This window comes from Herbaspirillum lusitanum (genome assembly GCF_026127345.1).
GTDB lineage: Bacteria > Pseudomonadota > Gammaproteobacteria > Burkholderiales > Burkholderiaceae_D > Herbaspirillum > Herbaspirillum lusitanum.
In genome coordinates this window covers 1,018,848-1,042,495 of record NZ_QXFG01000008.1, presented here as the reverse complement: position 1 = coordinate 1,042,495, position 23,648 = coordinate 1,018,848, and the positions used below count along the sequence as shown (strand labels likewise).

Sequence of the window (23,648 nt, the reverse complement as noted above, 5' to 3'; positions counted from 1 at the left end):
TTAATCAAGGAACAACATATGATCATCTGCATCGGAGCAGGTCCCGGCGATATAGGCTACCTCACCCAACGCGGCGCCGAGCTGATTCGCGATGCCGACGTGGTGGCGGGTTTCGACGCCGTCGTCAACGTCGTGCAAAGCATCATCCCGCCGACGGCGGAGGTCATCCTGATGAACTATCGCGACCAGGTGGCGCAGCTTGACCTGGTTGCCGCCGCGCATCATGCCGGCAAGCGCTGCGTGGTGGTGTTCATGGGCGACATCCATTTCAGCGGTTTCCAGTATCTGGAACGCGTCGAGCGCGCATGCGGCCATCCGGTCGAGACCTTGCCCGGTATTTCCTCGGCGCAAATCCTGGCCTCGCGCGCCAAGGTCTGCTTCGACGAAACCACCTTCATCACCTTCCACCGGCGCGGCGACCTGACGCCGTTCAAGCGTCACCTGGTGCATGTGCTCAATGACGGCCGCAATGCGATTGTGATACCGTGTCCATGGGATGCAGCGCGCTCCTTCATGCCGCGCCATATCGCGGCTTATCTGCTGGAAAACGGCGTGCAGCCCGATCATCCGACCGAAGTCTGGGAAAACCTCACGCGCGGCGACGCCGAGTGGCATGGCTCGCTGGCTGAATGCGTGGACAAGGAGTTCACCGACATGAGCATCATGCTGATTCGCACCCCTACACCGATGGACAGCCAGATCGAGCCTCCTCCGGGCGTATCAACTGCGTCTGCGGAGGCGGCGTGAACGCGGCTGCCGACATTGCCGACAGCGCCAAGTTAGTTGACGGCAAGGCAAGCTACGGCATCGTGATCGCCGGTCACGGCAGCCGCGACGCCGACGCCGTGCGCGAGTTCGAGGCGCTGGTCGAGATCGTGCGCGCCCGCGCACCCGGCCGGATAGTGACGCACGGCTATCTCGAATTCTCCAGCCCGACCATCAGCGAAGCGGTCGACGCCAATCTCGCCGCCGGCAGCAAGCAGGTCGCGGTGGTGCCGGGCGTGCTGCTGGCCGCGCGCCATGCCAAGAACGACATGCCGGCCGAAGTGCTGGAGCTGGCGCGCAGGCATCCCGAAGTCGACTTCCATTTCGGCGCGGCGCTGAACCTGCATCCGCAACTGCTGCAACTGGCGCAGGAACGCATCCTCGCCGCCGAAGCGCAATCATCGCAAACCATCCGCCGCGACGATACTTGCCTGGTGCTGGTCGGGCGCGGCACCACCGATCCCGACGCCAACGGCGAAGTGTCGAAACTGGCGCGCATGCTGGAAGAGGGCATGGGCTTCGGCGGCGTCTATGTCTGCTATTCCGGCACCGCCAAGCCGCTGGTCGCGGACGGTTTGCGCGCAGCCGCCCTGCTTGGTTTCGCACGCATCATTGTGTTGCCGTTCTTCCTGTTCGACGGCGTACTGGTCAAGCGCATCTACGCCGCCGCCGATGACTTGCAGCAGCGCGAGCCGGGTCTGGAAGTATTGAAGGCCGGTTATCTGGGCGTGCATCAACACGTCGCCGACGTCCTGCTCGAGCGCGCACGCGAAGCGGTGGAAGGCCGTGCGGCGATGAATTGCAGCCTGTGCAAATACCGGGTCCAGATCGTCGGCTTCGAAGAGCAGATCGGCGAGCCGCAGCGTGCGCATCATTTGCAGGTGCGTGGTTTGTTGAGTCGCGAAACCCTTGTCGCCGAACCGCAAGCAGAATTCCCACCGTACGTGCCGCATCCGATCGAGAAGGAAAGCTTCGAGATCATCGCCGCCGGCCGCGACTGGTCGATGTTCCCGCCGGCGCACCTGACGGCGTTGCAACGCCTGGTGCATACCAGCGGCGACTTCGACGCGGTCGACGACATCTATTTTTCAGCCGGTGCGATTGATGCCGGCATCCGCGCCATTCTGCGCTGCAAGCGCGTGGTGACCGACGTGACCATGGTGCAGACCGGCCTCAAGCGTGCGCTGGTCGAACAGCTCGGCGTCGAAACCTGGTGCGGCGTGCACGACCGCGAGACGCATCTGCTGGCGCAGGCGCAGGGCATCACGCGCTCGGCTGCCGGCGTGCGCCGCGCATGGGAAAAGTTCGGCAACGACATCATCCTCGCCATCGGCGATGCGCCGACCGCGATCGTCGAGACCACGCGCCTGATCCGCGAGCACGGCTGGCGGCCGCAACTGGTGATCGGCTTGCCGGTCGGCTTCGTCGGCACGCGTGAAAGCAAGGACGAGTTGCGCCGCTGCCTGCAGGTACCGCGCATCACCAACAGCGGCACGCGCGGCGGATCGCCGTGGGCGGCGACGGTGGTCAACGCCTTGATGATCGACGCCATCGGACAAGTCATCGCCGCGCAGGAAGCGGAGTTGCAGATCAATGCAGGAGCTTGAACGCGCCGAATTCGACCTCGCCGTGCCGGCCCCCAACGGCTTGCGGCGCGGCAGGACGACCGGCAGCTGCGCCACCGCGGCGGTGAAGGCGGCGCTGACGATGCTGTTGCGAGGAGAAAAAATCGACAAGGCGGAAGTCAGCCTGCCGGACGGCAAACACTATCTGCTGGTGCCGATACAGGACGTGCAGCAGCTCGATGGACACGACGGCAAGCGCGTGCGCGCAGAAGTCCTGAAAGACGGCGGCGACGATCCCGACAACACGCACGGAGCGACGATTTTTGCGGAAGTGGCGCGTAATGATGCGGGGGAGATTCGCTTCAAGGCGGCGTCCGGCGTCGGCACCGCAACCCAGCCCGGCTTGCGCGTGGCGGTAGGCGAACCGGCCATCAATCCGGTGCCGCGCCAGATGATGCGGCTGGCGGTGGCGGAAGTGCTGGAAGAGTTGAACATACAGGGCGAGACCGGCTTCGATCTCGCCATCGGTTGCGAAGATGGCCAGAAGATCGCGCAGAAGACCTTCAATCCGCGTCTCGGGATCGTCGGCGGGATTTCCATCCTCGGCACTTCGGGCATCGTCGAACCGATGTCGCAGGCCTCGTGGATCGCATCGATAGAAGTGTATATCCGCGTGGCGCTGGCGGACGACAGCAAGCCGGACGGCGTGGCGTCCTGCGTGGCGTACCTGCCCGGCAAGATCGGCCGCACCTTTGCGCGCGACGAACTGGGCTTGCCGGAAGCGCGCTCGGTGCAGATCGCCAACTTCCTCGGCGACGCGCTCGACTTCACGCAGTCGGCCCTGGCCGAGCAGGACGCAGCGTTGGACGTATTGTGGCTGGCGGGGCATCCCGGCAAGCTGGCCAAGGTGCTCGACGGCGTCTGGGATACGCATTCGAGCAAGAGCAACATGGCGATGGGCGGCGTGGCCCGGGTGGCGTCGGAACTGGCGGCAGAGCTCGGGTTTTCCGCAGCGCTGATCGCCGACATAGAAAGTGCAAACACAGTGGAAGCAGCAATCGAACGACTGAAGAATGAGCCCGGCGCCGTCGCCTTGTGGCGCGCCATCGAAGCCCGCATCGCGGCGCTGGCGCAAGCGCGCCTGCCGTCGGTGAAGCGCGTCGAGGTGCGGCTGTTCGATCTCGACGGCAATTTGCTGGGAGGCGCAGCATGAAGGCACAACCCGGAATGTTCTGGGGCATCGGCGTCGGCCCCGGACCGGCGGGCTATCTGCCGCTGGCCGCCATGCAGGCCCTGCAGCAGGCCGACCTGATCTACGTGCCGCGCGCCAAGAGTGCCGACACCTCGGTTGCGCTGCAATGCCTGGAAGGCGTCGCCGTCGCGCCGGAACGCCTGCGCGAAGTCGAGTTCAACATGGACCCCGACCGCAACGTGCTGCGCGAACACTATGCACAACTGGCGCAGGATATCGCCGCCGAATTGCAGGCCGGCCGCAGCGTCGCCTATCTGACCATCGGCGACACGCTGACGTATTCGACCTACGGTTACATCCTGGCGGCGCTGAAGGATTTGCTGCCGGCGTTTCCGCACCGGACGTTTCCGGGCATCACCAGCTATGCCTCGGCGGCTGCCGCGCTCGACTGGCCGCTGGGCGTGGGCAAGGAGCGCACCCTGATCCTGCCGTGCCCGGACGACCCGGCAACATTGCAGCATGAGATCGAGACGCACGACATCGTGGTGCTGATGAAAGTCGGCGCGCGCCTGCCGTGGGTGCTGGCGCTGTTGAAAGAAATGGGCATCGCCGGACACTGCGCCTTCGCCCGGCGCATCGGACTGGACGGCGAAGTATTGGCGAACGACTTGCGCGAACTGGAAGCAGGCGACCGGGACCATGCCGTGAGCGGCTACCTGGCCACCATGCTGATTCGCAAGACCGCATTGGAAAAGAGGCATCAGCAATGAAAGCGTATTCATGAAAGTTTACTTTGTAGGCGCCGGTCCCGGCGCTCCCGACCTGATCACGCTGCGCGGCGCCAAGCTGCTCGGCAGCGTGCAGATGGTGTTGTATGCAGGCTCGCTGGTGCCGACCGAGATGCTCCAACATTGCCGGCCCGATGCGGAACTGATCGACACTGCCCAGCTCGACCTCGAGCAGCAACAGGCATGCTACGAGCGCGCAAAAGCGCAGGACCTTGACGTGGTGCGTCTGCACTCCGGCGATCCGGCGATTTACGGCGCGACCGCCGAGCAGATGCGCCGCCTGGAAGCGCTGGACATTGCCTATGAAGTCGTGCCCGGCGTGTCCTCGTTCACTGCCGCTGCATCCGCGGTGACGGCGGAACTGACCAAGCCGGAAGTGTCGCAGACCGTGATCCTGACGCGCGTCTCCGGCCGCGCCTCGGCGGTGCCGGAGTTGGAATCGATTGCGCGCCTGGCCGAACATCGGGCCACCATGTGCATTTTCCTGTCCGGTCCGCACCTGAAAAAGATCGTCACCGACCTGCGCCTGCACTATCCCGACACCACGCCGGTGACGCTGGTCTATCGCGCCACCTGGCCCGACCAGCGGGTCTATCAGGGCACGCTGGCGACCGTGCTGGAAGAAACCAAGCGCGGCGCCTGGAACCTGACCACGATGATGCTGGTCGGTGCGGCGCTGGACAAGGGCCGGCAAGTCGAATCGAGTTTGTATTCCAAGGATTTCACGCATCTGTTCCGCGTGGTGAAAAAGAATAAAGATGCCGCAGAACCCGTGGAAATTTCCATCACCGGAGACGAGGTCTGATCATGAGCAATTCCCTGAAAAACGCACCATCGACTTCTCTCGGCATCTGGCTGGTGCGCGCGGAGAGCGAAGCATTGGCGGCGCGTCTGCAGGGACAGTTGGGCGGCACCCTGTACCGGCCGTGGCTGAACGCGGGCATTCCGCAGAAACAGCAGTTCCGTGCGTCCTACCGCCATCAGGGGCAGTGGATCATGCTGGCGGCCAGCGGCGTGGCGGTGCGTTTCCTGGAAGGCTTGCCGCAGGACAAGCTGACCGATCCGGCCGTGGTGCTGCTCGATGAAGCGGGACGCTTTGCGGTGTCACTGCTCGGCGGTCATGAAGGCGGCGGCAACCGGCTTGCCTATCGCGTCGCCAATGTGGTCGGCGCGGTGCCGGTGGTGACGACTGCAACCGAAGCCTTGAAGCCGCTGGTGCTCGGTATCGGTTGCCGCAAGAACGTGCCGGTGGAAAAAATCGCCGCCGCCGTGACGCACGCATTGGCCCTGGTCGGCCGTCCGCTGGGCGACGTGCGCGAAGTGGCGACCATCGACCTGAAGGCGGAAGAGCCCGGCCTGCTGAGTTTTTGCGCGGCCAATGAATTGCCGCTGCGCGTCATCGCGGCCTCGGACGTCGCTGCGCGCGGCTGGGTCACGGCGCCGTCGGAATGGGTGCAGAAGAACGTCGGCGTCGACGGCGTGTGCGAACCGTGCGCACTGATTGCCAGCCCGCGCGGCGTACTGGCGCTGCCGAAGACCGCGCTGGAAGGCGTGACCGTAGCGATTGTGGAAGACATCGGTTTGCCCGACATGGAAGCAAGCCCGGAATGAAGCCGAGTCACATGAAATTCACCTGAAATTGAAAAAGAAAGCAGTGTTATGAGTGGAGTATTGAATCTGGTCTCGGTCGGTCCCGGTTTCGGCGACCTGATCGTGCCGCGCGCCATCGCCGCCTTGCGCGACAGCAATGTCATCGTGGCCTACGAGTTGTATCTGCGCTGGATCAGTTCGCATATCGAGGGCAAGGAGATCCACACCCCGCCGCTGACGCAGGAGCGCGAACGCGCCTTGCTGGCGATCGACAAGGCGCGCAGCGGTGAAAAGGTGGCGCTGATCTCGAGCGGCGACATCGGCATCTACGCCATGGCGGCACTGGCCTTCGACGAAATGAAGGAAGACGACGACTACCAGGTCAACGTCATCCCCGGCGTGACGTCGGCCAACGCCTGCGCGTCCTTGCTGGGCTCGCCGCTGTCGCACGATTTCGCCACGCTGAGTCTGTCGAACCTGTTGTGCCCGTGGGAGTGGATCGAGAACCGTGCACGTCACATCGCCCAGGCCGATCTGGCCTGCGTGCTGTACAACGTGCAAAGCGCCGGCCGCCAGGAAGGCGTGTACCGCATCCTCAAGCTGATGCTGGAATCGAAGGCGCCGCATACCTTGTGCGGGGTGGTGAAGAACGCCTATCGCCCCGGCCAGGAAGTCAGCATCCACCGCCTCGACGAATTGCCATCGCTGCAATTCGACATGCTCACCAGCATCGTGATCGGCAACCGCTTCACGCAGCGCAAGCGCGGCTACATCTTCACGCCGCGCGGCTACAACGACTGGCACGACGAATCGGTAGTAGCGGCAGAAGAACCGGCATTGCCGTCGCAGGCGGTGTGGGTCTTCGCCGGCACGAGCGACGGCAATGCGCTGGCGAAGCAACTGGCCGCGCAAGGTCATCAGGTGGTGGTCTCGACGGCAACCGAATATGGCGGTGAGCTGGCCTTGCAGGATTGCCCGGGCGTGACGGTCTGGGCCGGCCGTCAGGGCGTGGAAGCGCGCAAGCAGGCCTTGCTGCGTCACGAAGCGCGCGTGCTGGTCGACGCCACGCATCCTTATGCCACGCTGATGTCGCAGCAATTGATGGGCTTGTCGCAGAGCCTGGGTGTTCCTTATCTGCGTTACGAGCGCCCAAGCGCAATTGCCGATATCGCGAACCATGCGCTCGTCTGCGATTCGATGGAACAAGCGGCCGAACAGGCGATTGCCAGGGGCGAGCGCATCTTCCTCGCCACCGGCTCCAAGGATCTGGCGACCTTCCTGCAAGCCCCCGGCGCCGATCGCAAGCAATGGTTCGTGCGCGTCACCGCCGAGCCGGAATTCATCCAGCGCGCCATTGACATTGGCATTCCGCGCAGCCGCATCTGTGCGATGCAGGGACCGTTTTCTCAAGGCTTCAACGAAGCCTTGTGGCGCGACTGGAACATCGATTGCGTGGTGACCAAGGATTCCGGCGATGCCGGCGGTTATCGCGCCAAGGCCGATGCGGCGAAGGCACTGAGTATTCCCTTGCTGACGGTGCGCCGTCCGGCACTGGATTATCCGGTGCAGGCCGGCAATCTGGACGAAGCGTTGGCGCAGGTGGAACGCTGGCGGAAAGAAAGCCAACGCGCATGACGCCAGCGCAGCCTATCCCTGTCACCATCGTCACCGGTTTCCTCGGCGCCGGCAAGACGACCTTGCTGCGCAGTCTGGTGCAACACCGCCAGACGCGCCGGCTGGCCTTGCTGATCAACGAGTTCGGTGAAGTGACGATCGACGGCGACCTGATTCGCGCCAGCAGCAGCGACGCGTGCGGGCAGGTGCGCATCCAGGATTTTCCTTACGGACTGATCGCCTACGGCGACGACGAACGTTTCATCCCCACCATGCTGGCGCTGGCGGCGCGGCGCGCGCAGGTCGATCACGTGCTGATCGAAACCTCCGGACTGGCCTTGCCGACGGCCGTCATGGAAAGCCTGCAGACACCGGAGCTGGCCGCGCATTTCATCCTCGACGCGACGCTGGCGGTGGTCGATACGCCCTTGCTGCTGGATGACCGCTTCGAGCAGCAGGGCAGTGGCGCCGATGATGCGGTCGTCGCCATGTTCGAACGCCAGCTGGAATACGCCGATGTCGTCGTGCTCAACAAGATCGACGACCTGAACGAAGATCAATTGCTGGATGCGGAACAGCGCGTGCGCTCGCGCGCGCCGAACGTGCGCTTCCTCGAACTGGCGTACAAGGCGCAGCTCGACATCCGCCTGGCGCTCGGCCTGCGGCTGCATCAGCCGACCTTGCAGGCGCATCAGCACACTTATACGCACGTGCGTATGCCCGGCGCCGATGCAAGCGTGCTGAACGACCAGGGGCGTCTGAACGGCCATGCGCATTCCGGCCTCGGCGCGCATAGCCATGGACTGGCCACGCACAAGCATTTCCACGAACAGGATCCGGGCTGGCTGTCGTTCACCCTGCGCAGCCAGTCGCCGCAACCGGCCGACAAGCTCAAGCAGGCGATTGCCGAAGCCGCAAAGTCGGAGCCCATCCTGCGCACCAAGGGTTTCGTGCGTACGCTGGACGGCAAACGGCCGCAGCTGGTGCAGGGCGTGCGCACGCGCGTGACGATCAATGCGGATGCGGCCAACGAAAACGTCGAAACCGACAAGTCCGAACTGGTCTTCATCGGTTATCACCCGAGCCGCAGCAAGGTTGCCGCCTTGCTGTCCGAACTCACCGGAACACACTGGAAATAAAGAGAACACATCATGAAAACCGATCCGGAATCGCACAAGCGCATGACCCAGCGGCACAAGGAAGGCTTCGAGAAAAAGAAGGCCGCCGCACAAAAGGAAAAAGGCCTGCTGATCGTCAACACCGGCACCGGCAAGGGCAAGTCCAGCGCCGCCTTCGGCATGGGCATGCGCATCCTCGGCCACGGCATGAAGCTGGGCGTGGTGCAGTTCATCAAGGGCGCCTTGTACAGCGCCGAGCGCGACTTCCTCGGCGGCCATGCGAATTGCGATTTCCACGTGGTCGGTTCCGGCTACACCTGGGATACGCAGGACCGCGACGCCGACATGAAAACCGCCGCCCACGGATGGGCCGAAGCGGTGCGCATGATCAAGGATCCGTCCTATGACATGGTGATCCTGGACGAGATGAACATCGTGCTCAAGTATCAATACCTCGATCTGCAGGAAGTGCTCGACGTCTTCGCCGCACGGCGCGAGATGCTGCACATCGTGGTCACCGGCCGCCACGCGCCGGATGCGCTGATCGAGCTGGCCGACCTGGTCAGCGAGATGCGCCCGCTCAAGCATCCGTACAAGGAACAAGGCATCAAGGCGCAAAAGGGCGTGGAGTTCTGATCATGGCAACTCCGTCGTCCGCGGTTGCATCGTCTTCGGCTTCCGCTTCCGCTTTGTCTTCTGTTTTGTGCCCGGCGCTGTTCATCACCGCGCCCGGCTCGAACCACGGCAAGACCACCGTGACGGCGGCGCTGGCGCGCTGGCATCGATCGCAGGGTCGCAGGGTGCGCGTGTTCAAGACCGGGCCGGACTTCCTCGATCCGACCATCCTTGAACGGGCCAGCGGCAACCCGGTATATCAGCTCGACCTGTGGATGATGGGCGTGGCGGAATGCCGCCGGCTGCTGCATGAAGCCGCGCAACAGGCCGACCTGATCCTGGTTGAAGGCGTGATGGGCCTGTTCGACGGCGAACCGTGCAGCGCCGACCTGGCCGAACTGATGAAGATTCCCGCCGTGGCGGTGGTCGACGTCGCCGGCGTGGCGCAGACGCTGGGAGCGATCGGCTACGGCCTGGCGCATTACCGGCCCGGCTTTCCACTGCTGGGGCTGCTCGGCAACGGCGTCGCCAGCCCGCGTCATGAAGAAATGCTGCGCCAGGGCATGCCGCATGGCGTCGGTTATCTGGGCAGCCTGCCGCGCAACCTGCAGTTCAAATTGCCGGAGCGTCATCTGGGCCTGGTGCCGGCGGCCGAAGTCGCCGATCTCGACCAGCGCATCGATGCCGCCGCCGCGCTGATCGGCGAAACCGAACTGGCGCGCATGCCGGCGCCGGTCGGGTTCATTGCACCGGAAGCGGACGCGTCGGCGCTGCCGCAGCTGCTGGCGGGACAGCGCATCGCCGTGGCGCGCGACAAGGCGTTTTCCTTCATCTATCCGGGCAACCTGGATTTGCTGCGCCAGCTCGGCGCCGAACTGGTGTTCTTTTCACCGTTGCGCGACGCCGTGTTGCCGCAGGCGGACAGCATATACCTGCCCGGCGGCTATCCCGAATTGCACCTGCAGGAATTGCAGGGAAACCTTGCCATGAAGCAGGCGCTGCTCGGGCATTGCGCCGCCGGCAGACCGCTGTATGCGGAATGCGGCGGTCTGCTCTATCTGCTGGAAAGCCTGAGCGACAAGGATGGCGCGCGGGCGCGCATGCTTGGCGTGCTGAGCGGCCGTGCGGTGATGCAGCGGCGTTTGCAGGGACTGGGTTACCAGAGCATCGCGCTGCCGCAGGGCACGCTGCGTTGCCATACCTTCCACTATTCGACCACGGTGACGGCGTTGACTGCCGCTTACACCGGCGAACGCCTGTACGACACCTCGGCGGGCGAACGCGTCTATCGCGTGCGCGGTGTGACGGCGACGTATCTGCATGCCTACTTTGCCTCGTCGCCGGAAGCGGCGGCGGCCTTGTTCCTGCCGTCACCAGAGATTGAGGCGCCGGCATGAGCCATCGTTACAGCCAGGCCGATATCGATACCGTTTACCGCGTGATCGCGGAGCGGCGCGACATCCGCCATTTCTTGCCCGAGCCGTTGGATCCTGCGTTGCTGCAGCGGCTGCTCGAAGCGGCGCATCTCGGACCGAGCGTGGGCTTCATGCAGCCATGGCGATTCATCCGCATCACTGAACGCAGCCGTCGCGACGCCATCCATGCGCTGGTCGAGCAGGAACGCGTGCTCACCGCGCAAGCGTTGCATGAACGTGAAGACGAATTCATGCGGCTCAAGGTGGAAGGCATCCGCGAGTGCGGCGAGTTGCTGGTGGCGGCCTTGATGGACGATCGCGAGCGTCACGTATTCGGCCGTCGCACCTTGCCCGAGATGGACCTGGCCTCGGTCGCCTGCGCCATCCAGAACATGTGGCTGGCCGCCCGCGCAGAAGGCATCGGCATGGGCTGGGTGTCGCTGTTCGATGCCGGCAAGCTGGCGACGCTGCTGGCGATGCCGGCGGGCGCCAAGCCGGTGGCGGTGATCTGCCTGGGACACGTCAGGGAATTCTATGCGCGCCCGATGCTGGAGCAAGAGGGCTGGGCGGCGCGGCAATCGCTGGACGACCTGGTGTTCAGCGATGCGTGGGGAAACAAGGAAAAACAACAATGAGTCGGGAAATGAATCGGGAAATAAGTCAGGAAATGAATCAGGAAACAACCCGCACCCTGGTATTCGGCGGCGCGCGCTCGGGCAAGAGCGCGCAGGCGGAGAGGCTGGCGGCAGCCGCCGGCAAGCCGGTGATCTACATCGCCACGGCCGCCGTCGGCGACGATGAAATGGCGGCGCGCATCGCCTTGCACCGGCAACAGCGCAGCGCCCAATACGCCCATTGGGAAACCGTGGAAGAACAACTCGCGCTGGGCGGCGCCATCGCACGAGCCAGCCGTCCCGGCAACGTCGTGCTGGTGGATTGCCTGACCGTCTGGCTGTCGAACCTGCTGTTCAGCGAACCAAAAGAATATCCGGAAATCGGCCGCATCGAAGCGCCGGCAAGCTTTGCGGCGGAACGCGAGCGCTTCCTGCAAGCGTTGTCGCAGGCGCCGGGCGACGTGGTGCTGGTGTCCAACGAAGTCGGCATGGGCATCGTGCCGCAGGGCGCGATTTCACGCTGGTTCGTCGACGAAGCGGGGCGCCTGAACCAGGCCGTCGCGGCGATCTGCGAGCGCGTGCAATTCGTTGCCGCCGGCTTGCCGCTGGAGCTGAAAGGACGCGCATGCTGAGCGCTTTCAACGCCTTCGACATGACCTTGCTGGCGCTGCTGATGGCGGCCGGCGTGGCGCTCGACTGGCTGCTGGGCGAGACGCGGCGCTGGCATCCGCTGGTCGGCTTCGGTCGCTATGTGCAGTGCATCGAGCGCCGCCTGAACCGGCAGCCGGGCAGTTATGCGCGTGGCGTGTTCGCTTGGCTGCTGGCGGTGTTGCCGCCGGTGGCGCTGGCTTGCGCGGCGACCATCCTGCTGGCGCGTCAATCGCTGTGGCTGGCGGCTGCCTGGCACGTGCTGCTGCTGTATTTCTGCATCGGCCTGCGCAGCCTGCGCGACCACGTCATGCCGATTGCGGCGGCGCTGAAAGACGGCGACCTGGCGGCGGCGCGCGCTCTGACCGGCCGCATCGTGAGCCGCGACACCACGCAATCACAGGAAACCGACCTGGCCAAGGCCGCCGTCGAATCGTTGCTGGAAAACGGCAACGACGCGGTCTTCGGCACCTTGTTCTGGTTTGCCGTCGCCGGCGGTCCCGGCGCCTTGCTGTTCCGCCTGGCCAATACGCTCGACGCCATGTGGGGCTACCGCACGCCGCGTTTCCTGGCGTTCGGCTGCGCGGCGGCGCGCCTCGACGATGCGTTCAACTGGATTCCTGCGCGGCTGACCGCGCTGTCGTATGCGGCGCTGGGCAACTGGCGCCAGGCGCGGACCTGCTGGCACGAACAGGCGCCGGCCTGGAGCAGTCCGAACGCCGGGCCGGTGATGTCGTCCGGCGCGGGTGCGCTGGGACTGGCGCTGGGCGGCGCGGCGATCTATGACGGCGAAGTCGAACAACGGCCGCCGCTCGGCATCGGCCGCGACGCGGTCGCCGGCGACATTGCACGCGCCTGGACGCTGGTGTCGCGCACGGCGATGCTGTGGCTGACGGTGATGCTGGCGACCGCCATGCTGCTGTCCACGCTGTTGTCGTTCGGAGCCGCCCATGCTTGAACACGGCGGCAACCTCAACGACGCGGTGATCCGCTACGGCATCGCGCGCGCCGACTGGCTCGATCTGTCGACCGGCATCAATCCCGATTTCTATCCGGCGCCTGTCTTGCGCGCCGACGCCTGGCATCGCTTGCCGGAATCCAGCAACGAACTGGTTGCGGCCGCCTGCGCCTGCTACGGCGCGCCGCAGATGCTGCCGGTGGCCGGCACCCAGGCGGCGATCCAGGCATTGCCGCAGTTGCGCATGCGCGAGCACGGCGTAGCACGCGTGGTCGTCGCGGCCCCGGCTTATGCCGAGCATGCGCATCGCTGGCAGCAGGCCGGGCATGCGATGCGCGAAGTCGGCTATGCCGGTTTGTCCGACGTCATCGATGCAGTCGATGCAGTCGATGCTTGCGACGTGATGGTGGTGTGCAATCCGAACAACCCGACCGGCGCGCGCGTCGCGCCCGACGTCCTGCTCGGCTGGGCGCAGCGACTGGCGGCGCGGGGCGGCTGGCTGGTGGTCGATGAAGCGTTCGGCGACACTACGCCGCACATGAGCGTGGCGGCGTACACCGGCGCACAGGCGGGACTGATCGTATTGCGTTCGGTCGGAAAATTCTTTGGACTGGCCGGCGTGCGACTCGGATTTGTCGCTGCGCAGGAGCACATCCTGAACGGCTTGCGCGAGTTGCTGGGCCCCTGGTCGGTGAGCGGACCGGCGCAGCAGATTGGCATCGCCGCCTTGCGCGACGTCGACTGGCAGCAAAGCACGCGAGCGCGTTTGCTGGCTGCCGGTCAGCGTTTGCAGCGCTTGCTGGCCAAATATGGAATCGACTCCGGCGGCAGCGCCATGTATCAGTGGTGGCCGGAGCCGCACGCCGTCGCCTTCCATGATCGCATGGCGCGCGAGGGCATCTGGGTGCGGCTCTTCATGCACGGCGCAGGCGGTATTCGCCTCGGGCTGCCGCCTGACGAAGCAGGCTGGCAGCGCCTGCAACAGGCGCTGCAGGCGTGGCGTGAATTCACCGAGCAGACGGAGCACCCTGCATGACATTTCCTTTCCACACGTTGATGGTGCAGGGCACGACCTCGGACGCCGGCAAGAGCACGGTAGTGGCGGCATTGTGCCGTTTGCTGCATCGGCAAGGCGTCAAGGTGGCGCCGTTCAAGCCGCAGAACATGGCGCTCAACAGTGCGGTGACCAGCGACGGCGGCGAGATCGGCCGCGCCCAGGCCTTGCAGGCGCAGGCCGCCGGCATCGCCCCGCACACCGACATGAATCCGGTGCTGCTGAAGCCGTCCAGCGACACCGGCGCGCAAGTGATCGTGCACGGCAAGGTGCGCGCCGACATGAACGCGCGCGACTATCACCGCTACAAGACCAGCGCCATGGCAGCGGTGCTGGAGTCCTATGAGCGCCTGCGTGCGCAATACGAGGTGGTGCTGGTGGAAGGCGCCGGCAGTCCCGCTGAAATCAATCTGCGCGCGCGCGACATCGCCAACATGGGTTTCGCCGAAGCGGTCGATTGCCCGGTCGTGCTGGTGGCCGACATCGACCGCGGCGGCGTGTTCGCCCACCTCACAGGCACGCTGGCCTGCCTGTCCGAGAGCGAGCAGGCGCGCGTGGTCGGCTTCGTGATCAACCGTTTTCGCGGCGACATCAGCCTGTTGCAGCCGGGCCTGGACTGGCTTGAACAACGCACCGGCAAACCGGTGCTGGCGGTGTTGCCGTATCTGCACGGCCTGCATCTCGACGCCGAGGATGCGGTGGCGTCCAGTCAAAGCGCCAAAGGAACGTTCCGCGTGGTCGTGCCGGTGCTGCCGCGCATCAGCAACCATACCGATTTCGACGCCTTGCGCGCGCATCCGGAGGTTGATTTGCAGTTCATCGGACCGGGCCGGCCGATTCCGCCCGCGGACCTGATCATCCTGCCGGGCAGCAAGAACACGCGCAATGATCTGGCGTGGCTCCGGCAGCAGGGCTGGCCGGATGCGATCCGCAAGCACCTGCGCTACGGCGGCAAGGTGATCGGCATCTGCGGCGGCTTTCAGATGCTCGGCGCCAGCGTCGACGATCCGCACGGCGTGGAGGGTGCGCCCGGCAGCATGGAAGGATTGGGGCTGCTCGACATGGCAACCGAACTGACGCAGAAAAAACAATTGCTGCAGGTGTCGGGGCATTGTGAATTCGGCGCTGGCCATGTCCCTGTCAGCGGCTATGAAATCCACATGGGCGTGTCCGCGGGCACAGCGCTGCAGCGCCCGGCATTTCATGTCGAAGGCCGTCCGGAAGGTGCGCGTTCAGCGGACGACCAGATTCTCGGCAGCTATCTGCACGGCATGTTCGATACGCCGCAGGCGTTTGCCGCGCTGCTGGAATGGGCCGGTCTGAACGGCGCTGCGGCGGTCGACCTGAATCAGTTGCGCGAAGAGAGTCTGGAGCGGGTCGCCGACGCGACGCAGCCTTTGCTGGATGCCTTGGTGAAAACCTTGCAGACAAGTTAAGCCGAACTAAGCCGAACTAAGCCGAACAATGCCGAACAATGCCGAACAATGCCGAACAATGCCGAGTTCGTCGCTGATTCGGCAATGCCTGACAGCACTGAAATGGTTTCTCTGACGTGCGCTCGCGGCGCGCGCCGACTTCCTTTCAACTCATGGGCTCCTACCATGGATGTACGCCGGTTGCATTGCAACGGCGACTACTTACCATCTCAAGGAGATCACTATGAAGAAGCAACTTGCCCTGTTGTTCATGGTCGGCGCAATGACTGCCGGCATTCAGGCACATGCGGTCAATGCAGGTGGCGGCGACGGCGACGACAAGACGGGTCCGGCCAATAATGCGACCAATCAGGTGACTGACAACGCCAAGGGAAAATCGCGCGCTGCCAGGTCGGCAGAGCGCAAGGAGAAACGCGCTTCAGAGGCCGGTGCGATGGGCAAGGCGTCCGGCGGCGACGGCGACGACAAGAGCATTCCCGCGAACAACCCGGACATGAAGGGCAACCCGGGCGCGAAGAGGTAATGAAGAAGTAAATCAGACAAGCGCAAGCCCATACGGACTTCACTGCTGCAGGCTCCGTCTCTCACGAGACGGAGCCTTTTGTCTTCATGGCGCGGCAAACCATTCATTGCCGCGTTGCTCGAAGGCGTCGGTTGCGCCGAGCGTGAACTTTCCCTGCTCAACTTGCCAATGCATCCGTTCCACGAGGATGTGATGCGCCTCCACGCGCAACACATTGAAGGAATTGGTCTCGCCGCGGCTGCGCGTGGACGTCGCTGTACCGGCCTGCACCACCAGCGCCGAATATCCCTGGATGTCGTAACGGGCGGCGCTGCTGGCCGCCGAACTGGTGTGCACGTGGCCGGCCAGCAGCACGTCGGCGCCGCAGATGGCGAAGGCGCGCATGGCGGGCAGCGCCTTGCCGACCAGGTCGTGATGTTGCGGTCCCGACGGCAGGTCGAAGGGGTGATGGGTGACGATGATCTTGACGACGTGATCGTCGACGGCCGCCAGTTCGCGCCGCGCAACCTCGATCTGGCGATCGTTGACGCGGCCATCCTTGATGGTCAGCGAGCGCGCCGTGTTGATGCCGATGACGGCGATTTCCTCGTCGATGAAAATCGGCTGCAGTTGTTCGGTGATGTGGCGGCGATACTTGGTCAGCGGACTGAAGAAGCGTGCCGCGACGTTGAACAGCGGAATATCGTGGTTGCCGGGCACCACGATCTGCGGCTGCGGCAGGGCATCGAGGAACTGGCGCGCTTCGCGGAACTGCTCGGAGCGCGCGCGTTGGGTCAGGTCGCCGGAGACGACGATGAGGTCCGGCGCAAGTTCGTGTATCTGCGCAATGATCGGGGCGATCAGCGCTTCGTCAATGCGGCCGAAGTGCAGGTCGGAGAGATGGACGATGGTGCGCATGTCATGCCTTCTGTTCTGTGAATGTACGGGTTTCTTCAGGATCCGGGTCTGCATCCGGGACGGTGGGCACGATCACCGTCAGCGACGCCGGCCGTATGCGATAGACCAGCGGCGTCTGCATGATGGTGACTTCGCCGTCGGTGGCGACGCGCAGGCGCTTGATGCGATGTTGGCCGTGGCGGTGGCGGGTGTCGATTTCGATCTCGGCCGCGCTCAGCATGTCGAAGTCGCGCGCTTGCCGGAGGCGCCCGAACAGCGCGTGCAGCGCCAGCCGGACCAGGCCGAGGCGGCCGGTGCGGTGACAGACGTAGAGGCTCAGCTTGCCTTCGGACAAGCTGTTGCGCTTGCCGATGTTGAGGCCGTCCATCAGGTATTCGTTGTTGCCGATGAAGACGAAGGGCGTGCGGCGATGGTGGCTTTCTGCATTGTCTTCACCGTCCTTGGTGCCCATGAGAACATCGAGGCGCACATCAAGGAAGGGATAGCGTCGCAACGCGCCCATCGCGGCCCAGCAGAACGCCAGCCATTTGCCGCGGCCGAGGCGGTTCTGCTGCTTTTCGCGATCACGCACGATGTCGGGATACAAACCCAGGCTGGAATTGTTGATGAACAGCACGCCGTTGACTTCGCCGGTGTCGATGGCGAGACGACGTCCTTCGACGACATTGCGGATGGCGTCGTCGAGCGCGAGCGGGATATTGAGGTCCTTGGCAAAATGGTTGAGCGTGCCCAGCGGCAGTACGCCGAACGCGGCCTTGCTGCCGCTGACCACCGATGCCACCGCATTGACGCTGCCGTCGCCGCCGCCGGCCACGATGATGTCGGCGCCGTCTTCAAGCGCCACGCGTGCGGCGTCGATGAGGGCCGCGCCGTCTGCTGCCAGCGTGACGTGCGCTTCGACCTGATGTTGCCGAAAGCCGTCGGCGACGCGTTGCGCCAGTTCATCAGCATGGCCGCCGCCGGCGTGGGCGTTGATGATGACGGCGACCTGAAGGGCGGGGGAGTAAGGACTGCGAGGCGACTCGACTGTTGATGCGGATTCTGTTGCTGGTCTTATTGTCATCGGCAGAAAGTGGTCGTCAAAATCAGTTTGAAGACTTTCTCGCCAATTGGTGCCGCTGCACGGTAAAAATAATCGTCGCCCACAAGGCGAACCAGGCCAGGCCTTCCAGCATCGCCGCCAGCACGTCGCTGAAGAAATGCGCCCCGAGGTAGAGCCGGCTCAGTGCGGTCATCATCGTCAGTATTGTCGCGATGATAATGATTGCCGGCCGACGCGCATGGTTGCCCGGCAAGCTCGCCAGCCATGCCGCCAGCACGCTGTAGAACAAGGTTGCGCCGATGGTGTGCCCGCTGGGAAAGCTGTAGCTATGCAGTACCAGGATGGGTTGTTCGAAATGCGGGCGGACGCGCTGGAACTGGAATTTCAGCCAATAGTTGAACAGCATCCCGCCCGGCACCGTGACTGCCAGCGTCAGCAGCCAGGCGCTTGCTCGCGGCCGTTGCCGGAACAGGAAAAACGCCAGCACCGCGCTCATCGCCAGCACGCCGATGGTGCCGTGCAGATGGGTGTACGCCAGTATCGCTTGCGTAAGTCCGGCAGTGGCGCGCGCATGCAGCCAGTCGGCGATGTGCTGATCGAGATCCACCAGCGCGCCCGGCGACAGCGCATGCGCGGCGACCAGGGCGAACAGCGCGCAGGCGCTCAGTACGGCAAGGATGCCGGTGGTCAGCGGCAGGCCGAGATGATGGTCGCGCGCCAGTCGCGCGCGCAGGAAGGATGAAGGTGGAGTTTGTTGCGTCATGCGGATTACAGTGTGATTGATTCGCCTGGTGCATCAGGCGCAGGGATCCGTGCCCAGGGCGATCGAACGCAGCGCCGGCAGATTGAGCAGTTCGAGGTCGCGATGGTTGACGTCGACCACGCCGTTCTTCTTCAGATTGGAGAGCAGGCGGCTGACGCTCTCGACCGCCAGGCCGAGGTAGTTGCCGATTTCTTCGCGCGTCATGCGCAACTGGAAGCGGCTCGCCGAGTAGCCGCGCGTGGCGTAACGCGTGGACAGGTTGACCAGGAAAGCGGCCAGTTTCTGTTGTGCGCTCATGCTGTTGAGCGTGAGCATGACGCCTTGCTCGCGCGAGATTTCCTTGCTCATGATGCGGTGGAACTGGCGTAGCAGCACCGGCATGTCCTGGAACAATTCTTCCAGCCGGCTGAACGGGATTTCGCAGACCTCGCTGTCTTCCAGCGCAACCGCTTCGCACTGATGGCGACCGGTGCCGATGGCGTCCATGCCGAGCAGTTCGCCTGCCATCTGGAAACCGGTGATCTGCTGGGAACCGTTGCTGTTGACCTGGTAAGTCTTGAAATGGCCGAGCCGGATTGCGTACAGCATGTCGAACGCATCGCCCATGCGATACAGGCTCTGGTCGCGCTTGATGCGGCGGCGGCGGCCGATGATCTGGTCCAGGCGCTGCATGTCGGTTTCGTCCAGTCCCATGGGAAGGCATAGCTGGTGCAGGCTGCACGAGGCGCAACCGGCTTTCAGCGCCTGCAGGACAGGGACGGGAGAGGAGGGCGAATCGGCAGCGTTGATGGGCAAAGACATAGTCGAAACGGCTTCCTTTTTCGGTGCTGCGATGGTGGCGTGCGTCGTGGTTTGCGTAAGCAGAATGTTCGAACTCATTTCCTCATTTCATCAACAGGCGTGAGTGCGAGCTTGTCCTGTTTGGGATGAGATGCAAGGCGCGCCTGTTGATGAAATGAGTTCCAGTTTACTTGATTAGCTTCAGTACTTCCCGAAATAGCGGATGACGGCTGTCGCGCATCCATTCGAAGGCCACCATTTCCAGCGTCACCAGATGAGCGCCGGCCTGCGCCAGCCGTGTGAAGGCGGCGTCGCGGTCGGCGGTCTTGCGCGAGCCGGTGGCGTCGGTCACGACCCACACGCGATAGCCGTTCTGCAATAGCGTCATGGCGGTTTGCAGCATGCAGACGTGGGCTTCGCAGCCGCTGACGACGACTTCCTTGCAGGCCGGCAGGAAGGTCGCGGGCAAGCCGTCGACGCAGGCGTCGAAATGCGTCTTGGCAAGCGTGCGGTCGCACAGGCGTTTGATGTCGGGATGATTGGGACCAAGCTTTTCGGGCGTCTGCTCGGTGGCGATGACGGGCAGTCCAAGCAGGCTGGCGATGGTCGCCAGGCGGATGTTCTGTGTCAGCACGTTGGCGCCGTCGTGGATCGCGGGCATCAGTTTTTCCTGCACATCGATGATCAGCAGGGCGGATTCATTGGCGTTCATCAGCATGGTGTTCTCCCTGGACGAGGTAAGGCGATGATGGCAGGAATTGAATGTTTTGTGTCATTGACCCCATTGCATACGAATTCGACAATTCCACCATCGCCATTGTTCTGAAGGAAGTTCGTGAGCTTGCCAAAATTGCATCAACACAAGGATCTTAGCCGGGCTTCCTTACCCGATTCTTATGGGGCAGGGTATCGCAACGCCCGCATCCTGGCTATATGCCAGGGCCTGTTCACCTGCGCCATTTCGATCGACCTGACGCTGACGGCGCTGACCGGCTACCAGCTGGCGCCGGACAAGTCGCTGGCGACGCTGCCGTTTGCATTGATCACGGTGGCCGGAGCGGTGGTGACCTGGTTTGCAGCGTTCCTGATCCAGCGGCTGGGACGGCGGCTGAGCTTTGCGCTGGGTGCGCTGGCCGGTGCGATTGGCGGGGCGATTTCTGTGTGGTCGGTGTTCCACGGACATTTCTGGAGCTTCTGTATCGGCACCGCCGGGGTCGGCGTGTTCCAGGCTTTCGCCCAGTATTACCGGCTGGCGGCGGCCGACGCGGTGAGCGCCGAATTCAAGAGCCGCGCCATTTCTACCGTACTGACCGGCGGCGTGATTGCCGCCGTGCTGGGGCCGGCGCTGGCGTCGTGGAGCAAGGATCTGTTCCCGACCGCCTTGTTTTCCGGCGCCTACCTGATGGTGGCGTTGCTGAGCCTGTTGTCGATGATCGTCCTGCTGGTCTTCTACCGTGATACCGAAGCCGTCGGCGGCGCCGCCCAAGCCACGGCCGCAGCTGAAACCGATGCGCCGCCACGCTCCACCGCCGAGATCGCGCGCCAGCCGGTGTTCGTCGCTGCGCTGGCCAACAACGTGGTCGGCTCGATGGTGATGATGTTCATCATGACCGCCGCGCCGCTGGCGGCGGTAGCCTGCCATCACGGCATCGACGACGGCGCCAACATCATCCAGTGGCATCTGGTCGGCATGTACGCGCCGTCCTTCTTCGCCGGCGCGCTGATCAAGCGCTGCGGACTTGGTCCGGCGGTGCTGGCGGGCGTCGCGCTCAACCTGGCGTGCGCGCTGATCGCGATGGCGTCGACCGGCCTGCCGGCGTTCTACGTGGCCTTGCTGTGCCTGGGCGTGGGCTGGAATTTCATGTTCGTCGGCGGCACCACCTTGCTGGCGCAATCGTACCGGCCCAGCGAACGCGCCCGCGCGCAGGGATTGTCGGAATTTTTGCGCTATGCTGCTACCGCATTGGCGACGCTGGCCGCCGGCCCCTTGCTGGAACACTACGGCTGGTCGGCGCTCAACCTGGCGATCCTGCCCTTGCTGCTGATCTGCGCGCTCGTCAGCGTGTGGTGGATGCTGGCGAATGCCGCCGCAGCCAGGAATGCCGCCGCAAATACGGCAACGGCAAACTGACCCGACAAGAAAACAAGGACGAGGACAAGACCATTCATGAAGCCCCGCAGCCCATTGCGCATCGCCCTGCTGGCCTATCCGGGCATGAACCTGATCGACCTCAGCGGCCCCTTGCAAACCTTCGTGAGCGCGGGCCGGGTGGCGGCGTCGGCAGGCGTCAGCGATCCGCGTCCCCTGTATGAAGTGCGCGTGCTGTCGTCGCATGGCGGCGCCTTGATGACCGGCGCCGGACTGAGCGTCGAGACCGAAGCGCTGGATGCGCTCGACCAATTGGACATCGACACCATCATCGCGCCGGGCGGCAGCGTCGGTGATCGCTTCGAGGCCGATCCGGCGTTGGTGGCATGGATCAGGCAGCATGCGGGGCGGGCACGGCGGGTGTGTTCGGTCTGCACCGGCGCCTTCCTGCTGGCGGCGACCGGGCTGCTGGATGGCAAGCGCGTGACCACGCACTGGGATTGGGCGCTGCGGTTGCAACAGCAATTCCCGGCGATTGAAGTCGATCCCGAACCGATCTTCATTCGCCAGGGCGACATCTGGACCTCGGCCGGCGTGACGGCCGGGATTGACCTGGCCCTGGCGCTGGTGGAACAGGACTACGGCCACAAAGTGGCGATCGCGACCGCGCGGCAACTGGTGATGTTCATCAAGCGGCCGGGCGGGCAATCGCAGTTCAGCGTGCCGCTGGTGTCGCAGTCTTCGGAAAACGCCCGTTTCGCCGAACTGCATGCCTGGATCGCTTCCAATCTCAAGCACGATCTGCGTGTGGAAAATCTGGCCAGTCGCGTCAACATGAGCCCGCGCACCTTCGCCCGCACCTATGTCGCCGAGCAGGGGCGCACGCCGGCCAAGACGGTCGAAGCCATGCGCCTGGAGGCCGCTTGTCGCGCGCTCGAAGAAACCGATCTGCCGCTCAAGAGCATCGCCACCGAAACCGGCCACGGCGAAGAACAGAACCTGCGGCGCGTGTTCCAGCGCCAGCTTGGCGTGAGTCCGGCGCAGTATCGCAGCCGGTTTTCGGCACATTGAGCAGCGCATTGAGCAGCACACTGAGCAATCTCAGATGATGCTGATCCCGTCCAGCGTCTTCAACCCCGCCAGCGAATCCAGCCACCACGACAAGGCTGGCCCCGCACGATAGTCGGGCCGGTACACGCACTGGATCGGCAAGGCCATGCCTTCCGGCGAGTGTTGCGATGTCTGGATGCGCACCAGCTTGCCCGATTTCAGATCGTCCTTGACCACATGCTCCGGCATATAACCCCAGCCCATGGCCGCGCGCAGCAGCGCGTGCTTGGTGCCGAGGTCGCTCATGCGCCACGACAGCCGGGAGTGCACCGAGAAGTCCTGGCGTGCAGTCAGTTCGCTGCGGTCGCTCAGCACCAGTTGCGTCTGCTGCGCCAGCAGCTTGTCCGGAATCCTGCCCTTGACCGCCGCCAGCGGATGCTGCGGCGACACCACGCCCACCACCATCACGCTGGGCAAGGTCACGCGCAGCAGATTGGGCGGCGTGGTCGGCAGCGTGCCGAGGATGCCAAGCATGGCGCGGCCGTCAATCACGCGCTCGGCCACCGCGCCCAGCGCTTCCACTTCCAGCCGCACCGTCACCGCCGGAAAGACGTCGCGAAAGCGGCGCAGCAGGTCGACCAGGCAATCGGTGGGGAAGAACACGTCCACCGCCAGCGCCACTTCCAGTTCCTGCCCCTGCGAAAACGCGCTGGCGCGTACTTGCAGCGAATCGACCTGATCCAATACCTGGCGCGCATCGCGCAGCAGCGCCTCGCCGGCGTCGGTCAGTTGCGGGCGATAGCCGCTGCGGTCGAACAAGGCGACGTTGAGCTGGCTTTCCAGCGTGCCGATGGCGTAGCTGACTGCCGACTGGGCCCGGGCGAGGACGCGTGCGGCCGCCAGGAAACTGCCGCTGTCGGCCACCTGGACGAATACGCGCAGCTGGTCGAGGGAAAAACGTTCTATGTTCATATCGATAACATTATCTAATTATTAGATAGTGATTATAGAAAAATAATCAATTTCTTGTGGCGATCATTCGCATTATTCTGACTCTGCTTTCTGAAACATCGTTGCTCAGATTTATAAAGATCCACAGATCAGATTCACAAATCCAACATCCACATCATCC

The 23,648-nt window shown here is 64.1% G+C and carries 24 protein-coding genes; 18 read left to right on the top strand and 6 right to left on the bottom strand.

From position 1 onward, the window contains the following. Positions 1-3: 3 nt before the first annotated feature. From DXT88_RS13055 to DXT88_RS12980, 16 genes are all read left to right on the top strand, one after another. Positions 4-747, top strand: a complete 744-nt coding sequence (locus DXT88_RS13055) for a cobalt-precorrin-7 (C(5))-methyltransferase (RefSeq protein WP_407649335.1) — start codon at positions 4-6, stop codon at positions 745-747. A gap of 14 nt (positions 748-761) precedes the next feature. Continuing rightward, entirely contained in the window at positions 762-2,372 is a 1,611-nt protein-coding gene (locus tag DXT88_RS13050; protein WP_407649334.1) for a precorrin-8X methylmutase, read from the top strand. Beyond that, positions 2,359-3,543, top strand: a complete 1,185-nt coding sequence (cbiD, locus tag DXT88_RS13045; protein WP_265213982.1) for a cobalt-precorrin-5B (C(1))-methyltransferase CbiD — start codon at positions 2,359-2,361, stop codon at positions 3,541-3,543. Before DXT88_RS13050 ends, cbiD begins: the two co-directional genes overlap by 14 nt. After that, entirely contained in the window at positions 3,540-4,292 is a 753-nt protein-coding gene (gene cobI / locus DXT88_RS13040) for a precorrin-2 C(20)-methyltransferase (protein ID WP_040503561.1), read from the top strand. The genes cbiD and cobI overlap by 4 nt, the downstream gene beginning before the upstream one ends. A gap of 10 nt (positions 4,293-4,302) precedes the next feature. Next, positions 4,303-5,115, top strand: coding sequence for a precorrin-4 C(11)-methyltransferase (gene cobM, locus DXT88_RS13035; RefSeq protein ID WP_016834950.1), 813 nt, complete (start codon positions 4,303-4,305; stop codon positions 5,113-5,115). Between the two features lie 2 nt (positions 5,116-5,117). Next, positions 5,118-5,921 carry a cobalamin biosynthesis protein gene (locus tag DXT88_RS13030; RefSeq protein ID WP_265213979.1) on the top strand — a complete coding sequence of 268 codons (804 nt, stop codon included), beginning with the start codon at positions 5,118-5,120 and terminating at the stop codon, positions 5,919-5,921. A gap of 48 nt (positions 5,922-5,969) precedes the next feature. After that, on the top strand, positions 5,970-7,535 hold the full coding sequence (gene cobJ / locus DXT88_RS13025; protein ID WP_265213977.1) for a precorrin-3B C(17)-methyltransferase: 1,566 nt from the start codon (positions 5,970-5,972) through the stop codon (positions 7,533-7,535). Continuing rightward, a complete protein-coding gene (locus DXT88_RS13020) occupies positions 7,532-8,653 on the top strand; it encodes a CobW family GTP-binding protein (protein WP_265213975.1) in 1,122 nt (373 codons plus the stop codon). Before cobJ ends, DXT88_RS13020 begins: the two co-directional genes overlap by 4 nt. A gap of 12 nt (positions 8,654-8,665) precedes the next feature. Beyond that, positions 8,666-9,268: a cob(I)yrinic acid a,c-diamide adenosyltransferase gene (gene cobO / locus DXT88_RS13015; RefSeq protein WP_016834956.1), complete on the top strand. Its 603-nt coding sequence runs from the start codon at positions 8,666-8,668 to the stop codon at positions 9,266-9,268. 2 nt (positions 9,269-9,270) lie between these two features. After that, entirely contained in the window at positions 9,271-10,644 is a 1,374-nt protein-coding gene (locus tag DXT88_RS13010) for a cobyrinate a,c-diamide synthase (RefSeq protein ID WP_265213974.1), read from the top strand. Next, positions 10,641-11,297, top strand: coding sequence for a 5,6-dimethylbenzimidazole synthase (bluB, locus tag DXT88_RS13005; protein WP_016833610.1), 657 nt, complete (start codon positions 10,641-10,643; stop codon positions 11,295-11,297). The genes DXT88_RS13010 and bluB overlap by 4 nt, the downstream gene beginning before the upstream one ends. A 32-nt stretch (positions 11,298-11,329) precedes the next feature. Next, positions 11,330-11,908 (top strand): bifunctional adenosylcobinamide kinase/adenosylcobinamide-phosphate guanylyltransferase, encoded by a 579-nt coding sequence (cobU, locus tag DXT88_RS13000; protein WP_265213972.1) that lies wholly within the window; start codon positions 11,330-11,332, stop codon positions 11,906-11,908. Then, on the top strand, positions 11,902-12,882 hold the full coding sequence (cbiB, locus tag DXT88_RS12995) for an adenosylcobinamide-phosphate synthase CbiB (RefSeq protein WP_265213971.1): 981 nt from the start codon (positions 11,902-11,904) through the stop codon (positions 12,880-12,882). The genes cobU and cbiB overlap by 7 nt, the downstream gene beginning before the upstream one ends. Next, positions 12,875-13,918, top strand: coding sequence for a threonine-phosphate decarboxylase CobD (cobD, locus tag DXT88_RS12990; RefSeq protein ID WP_265213969.1), 1,044 nt, complete (start codon positions 12,875-12,877; stop codon positions 13,916-13,918). Before cbiB ends, cobD begins: the two co-directional genes overlap by 8 nt. After that, positions 13,915-15,372: a cobyric acid synthase gene (locus DXT88_RS12985; RefSeq protein WP_265213967.1), complete on the top strand. Its 1,458-nt coding sequence runs from the start codon at positions 13,915-13,917 to the stop codon at positions 15,370-15,372. Before cobD ends, DXT88_RS12985 begins: the two co-directional genes overlap by 4 nt. Positions 15,373-15,595: 223 nt before the next feature. Next, positions 15,596-15,895 (top strand): hypothetical protein, encoded by a 300-nt coding sequence (locus DXT88_RS12980; protein WP_265213966.1) that lies wholly within the window; start codon positions 15,596-15,598, stop codon positions 15,893-15,895. Between the two features lie 84 nt (positions 15,896-15,979). Here DXT88_RS12980 and DXT88_RS12975 read toward each other — a convergent pair whose 3' ends face one another. The 5 genes from DXT88_RS12975 to DXT88_RS12955 all read right to left on the bottom strand — a co-directional run bounded on the left by DXT88_RS12975 (position 15,980) and on the right by DXT88_RS12955 (position 20,095). Continuing rightward, complete coding sequence (locus DXT88_RS12975; RefSeq protein WP_265213964.1) at positions 15,980-16,792, bottom strand: metallophosphoesterase family protein; 813 nt, start codon at positions 16,790-16,792, stop codon at positions 15,980-15,982. Between the two features lies 1 nt (position 16,793). Continuing rightward, positions 16,794-17,855 (bottom strand): diacylglycerol/lipid kinase family protein, encoded by a 1,062-nt coding sequence (locus DXT88_RS12970; RefSeq protein WP_265213961.1) that lies wholly within the window; start codon positions 17,853-17,855, stop codon positions 16,794-16,796. Positions 17,856-17,877: 22 nt separating this feature from the next. Next, entirely contained in the window at positions 17,878-18,597 is a 720-nt protein-coding gene (locus DXT88_RS12965; protein WP_265213960.1) for a phosphatase PAP2 family protein, read from the bottom strand. A gap of 33 nt (positions 18,598-18,630) precedes the next feature. Next, positions 18,631-19,398: a fumarate/nitrate reduction transcriptional regulator Fnr gene (gene fnr / locus DXT88_RS12960; protein ID WP_265214166.1), complete on the bottom strand. Its 768-nt coding sequence runs from the start codon at positions 19,396-19,398 to the stop codon at positions 18,631-18,633. Positions 19,399-19,564: 166 nt separating this feature from the next. Then, a complete protein-coding gene (locus tag DXT88_RS12955; RefSeq protein WP_265213959.1) occupies positions 19,565-20,095 on the bottom strand; it encodes an isochorismatase family protein in 531 nt (176 codons plus the stop codon). 132 nt (positions 20,096-20,227) lie between these two features. Here DXT88_RS12955 and DXT88_RS12950 point away from each other — a divergent pair, with 132 nt between their 5' ends. Then, positions 20,228-21,508, top strand: a complete 1,281-nt coding sequence (locus DXT88_RS12950) for an MFS transporter (protein ID WP_265214164.1) — start codon at positions 20,228-20,230, stop codon at positions 21,506-21,508. Positions 21,509-21,562: 54 nt separating this feature from the next. Continuing rightward, positions 21,563-22,537, top strand: coding sequence for a GlxA family transcriptional regulator (locus DXT88_RS12945; protein ID WP_407649333.1), 975 nt, complete (start codon positions 21,563-21,565; stop codon positions 22,535-22,537). Positions 22,538-22,567: 30 nt separating this feature from the next. On the opposite strand, the gene DXT88_RS12940 is transcribed toward DXT88_RS12945, so the two are convergent. Beyond that, positions 22,568-23,488: a LysR family transcriptional regulator gene (locus DXT88_RS12940; RefSeq protein ID WP_265213955.1), complete on the bottom strand. Its 921-nt coding sequence runs from the start codon at positions 23,486-23,488 to the stop codon at positions 22,568-22,570. Positions 23,489-23,648 lie beyond the last annotated feature (160 nt).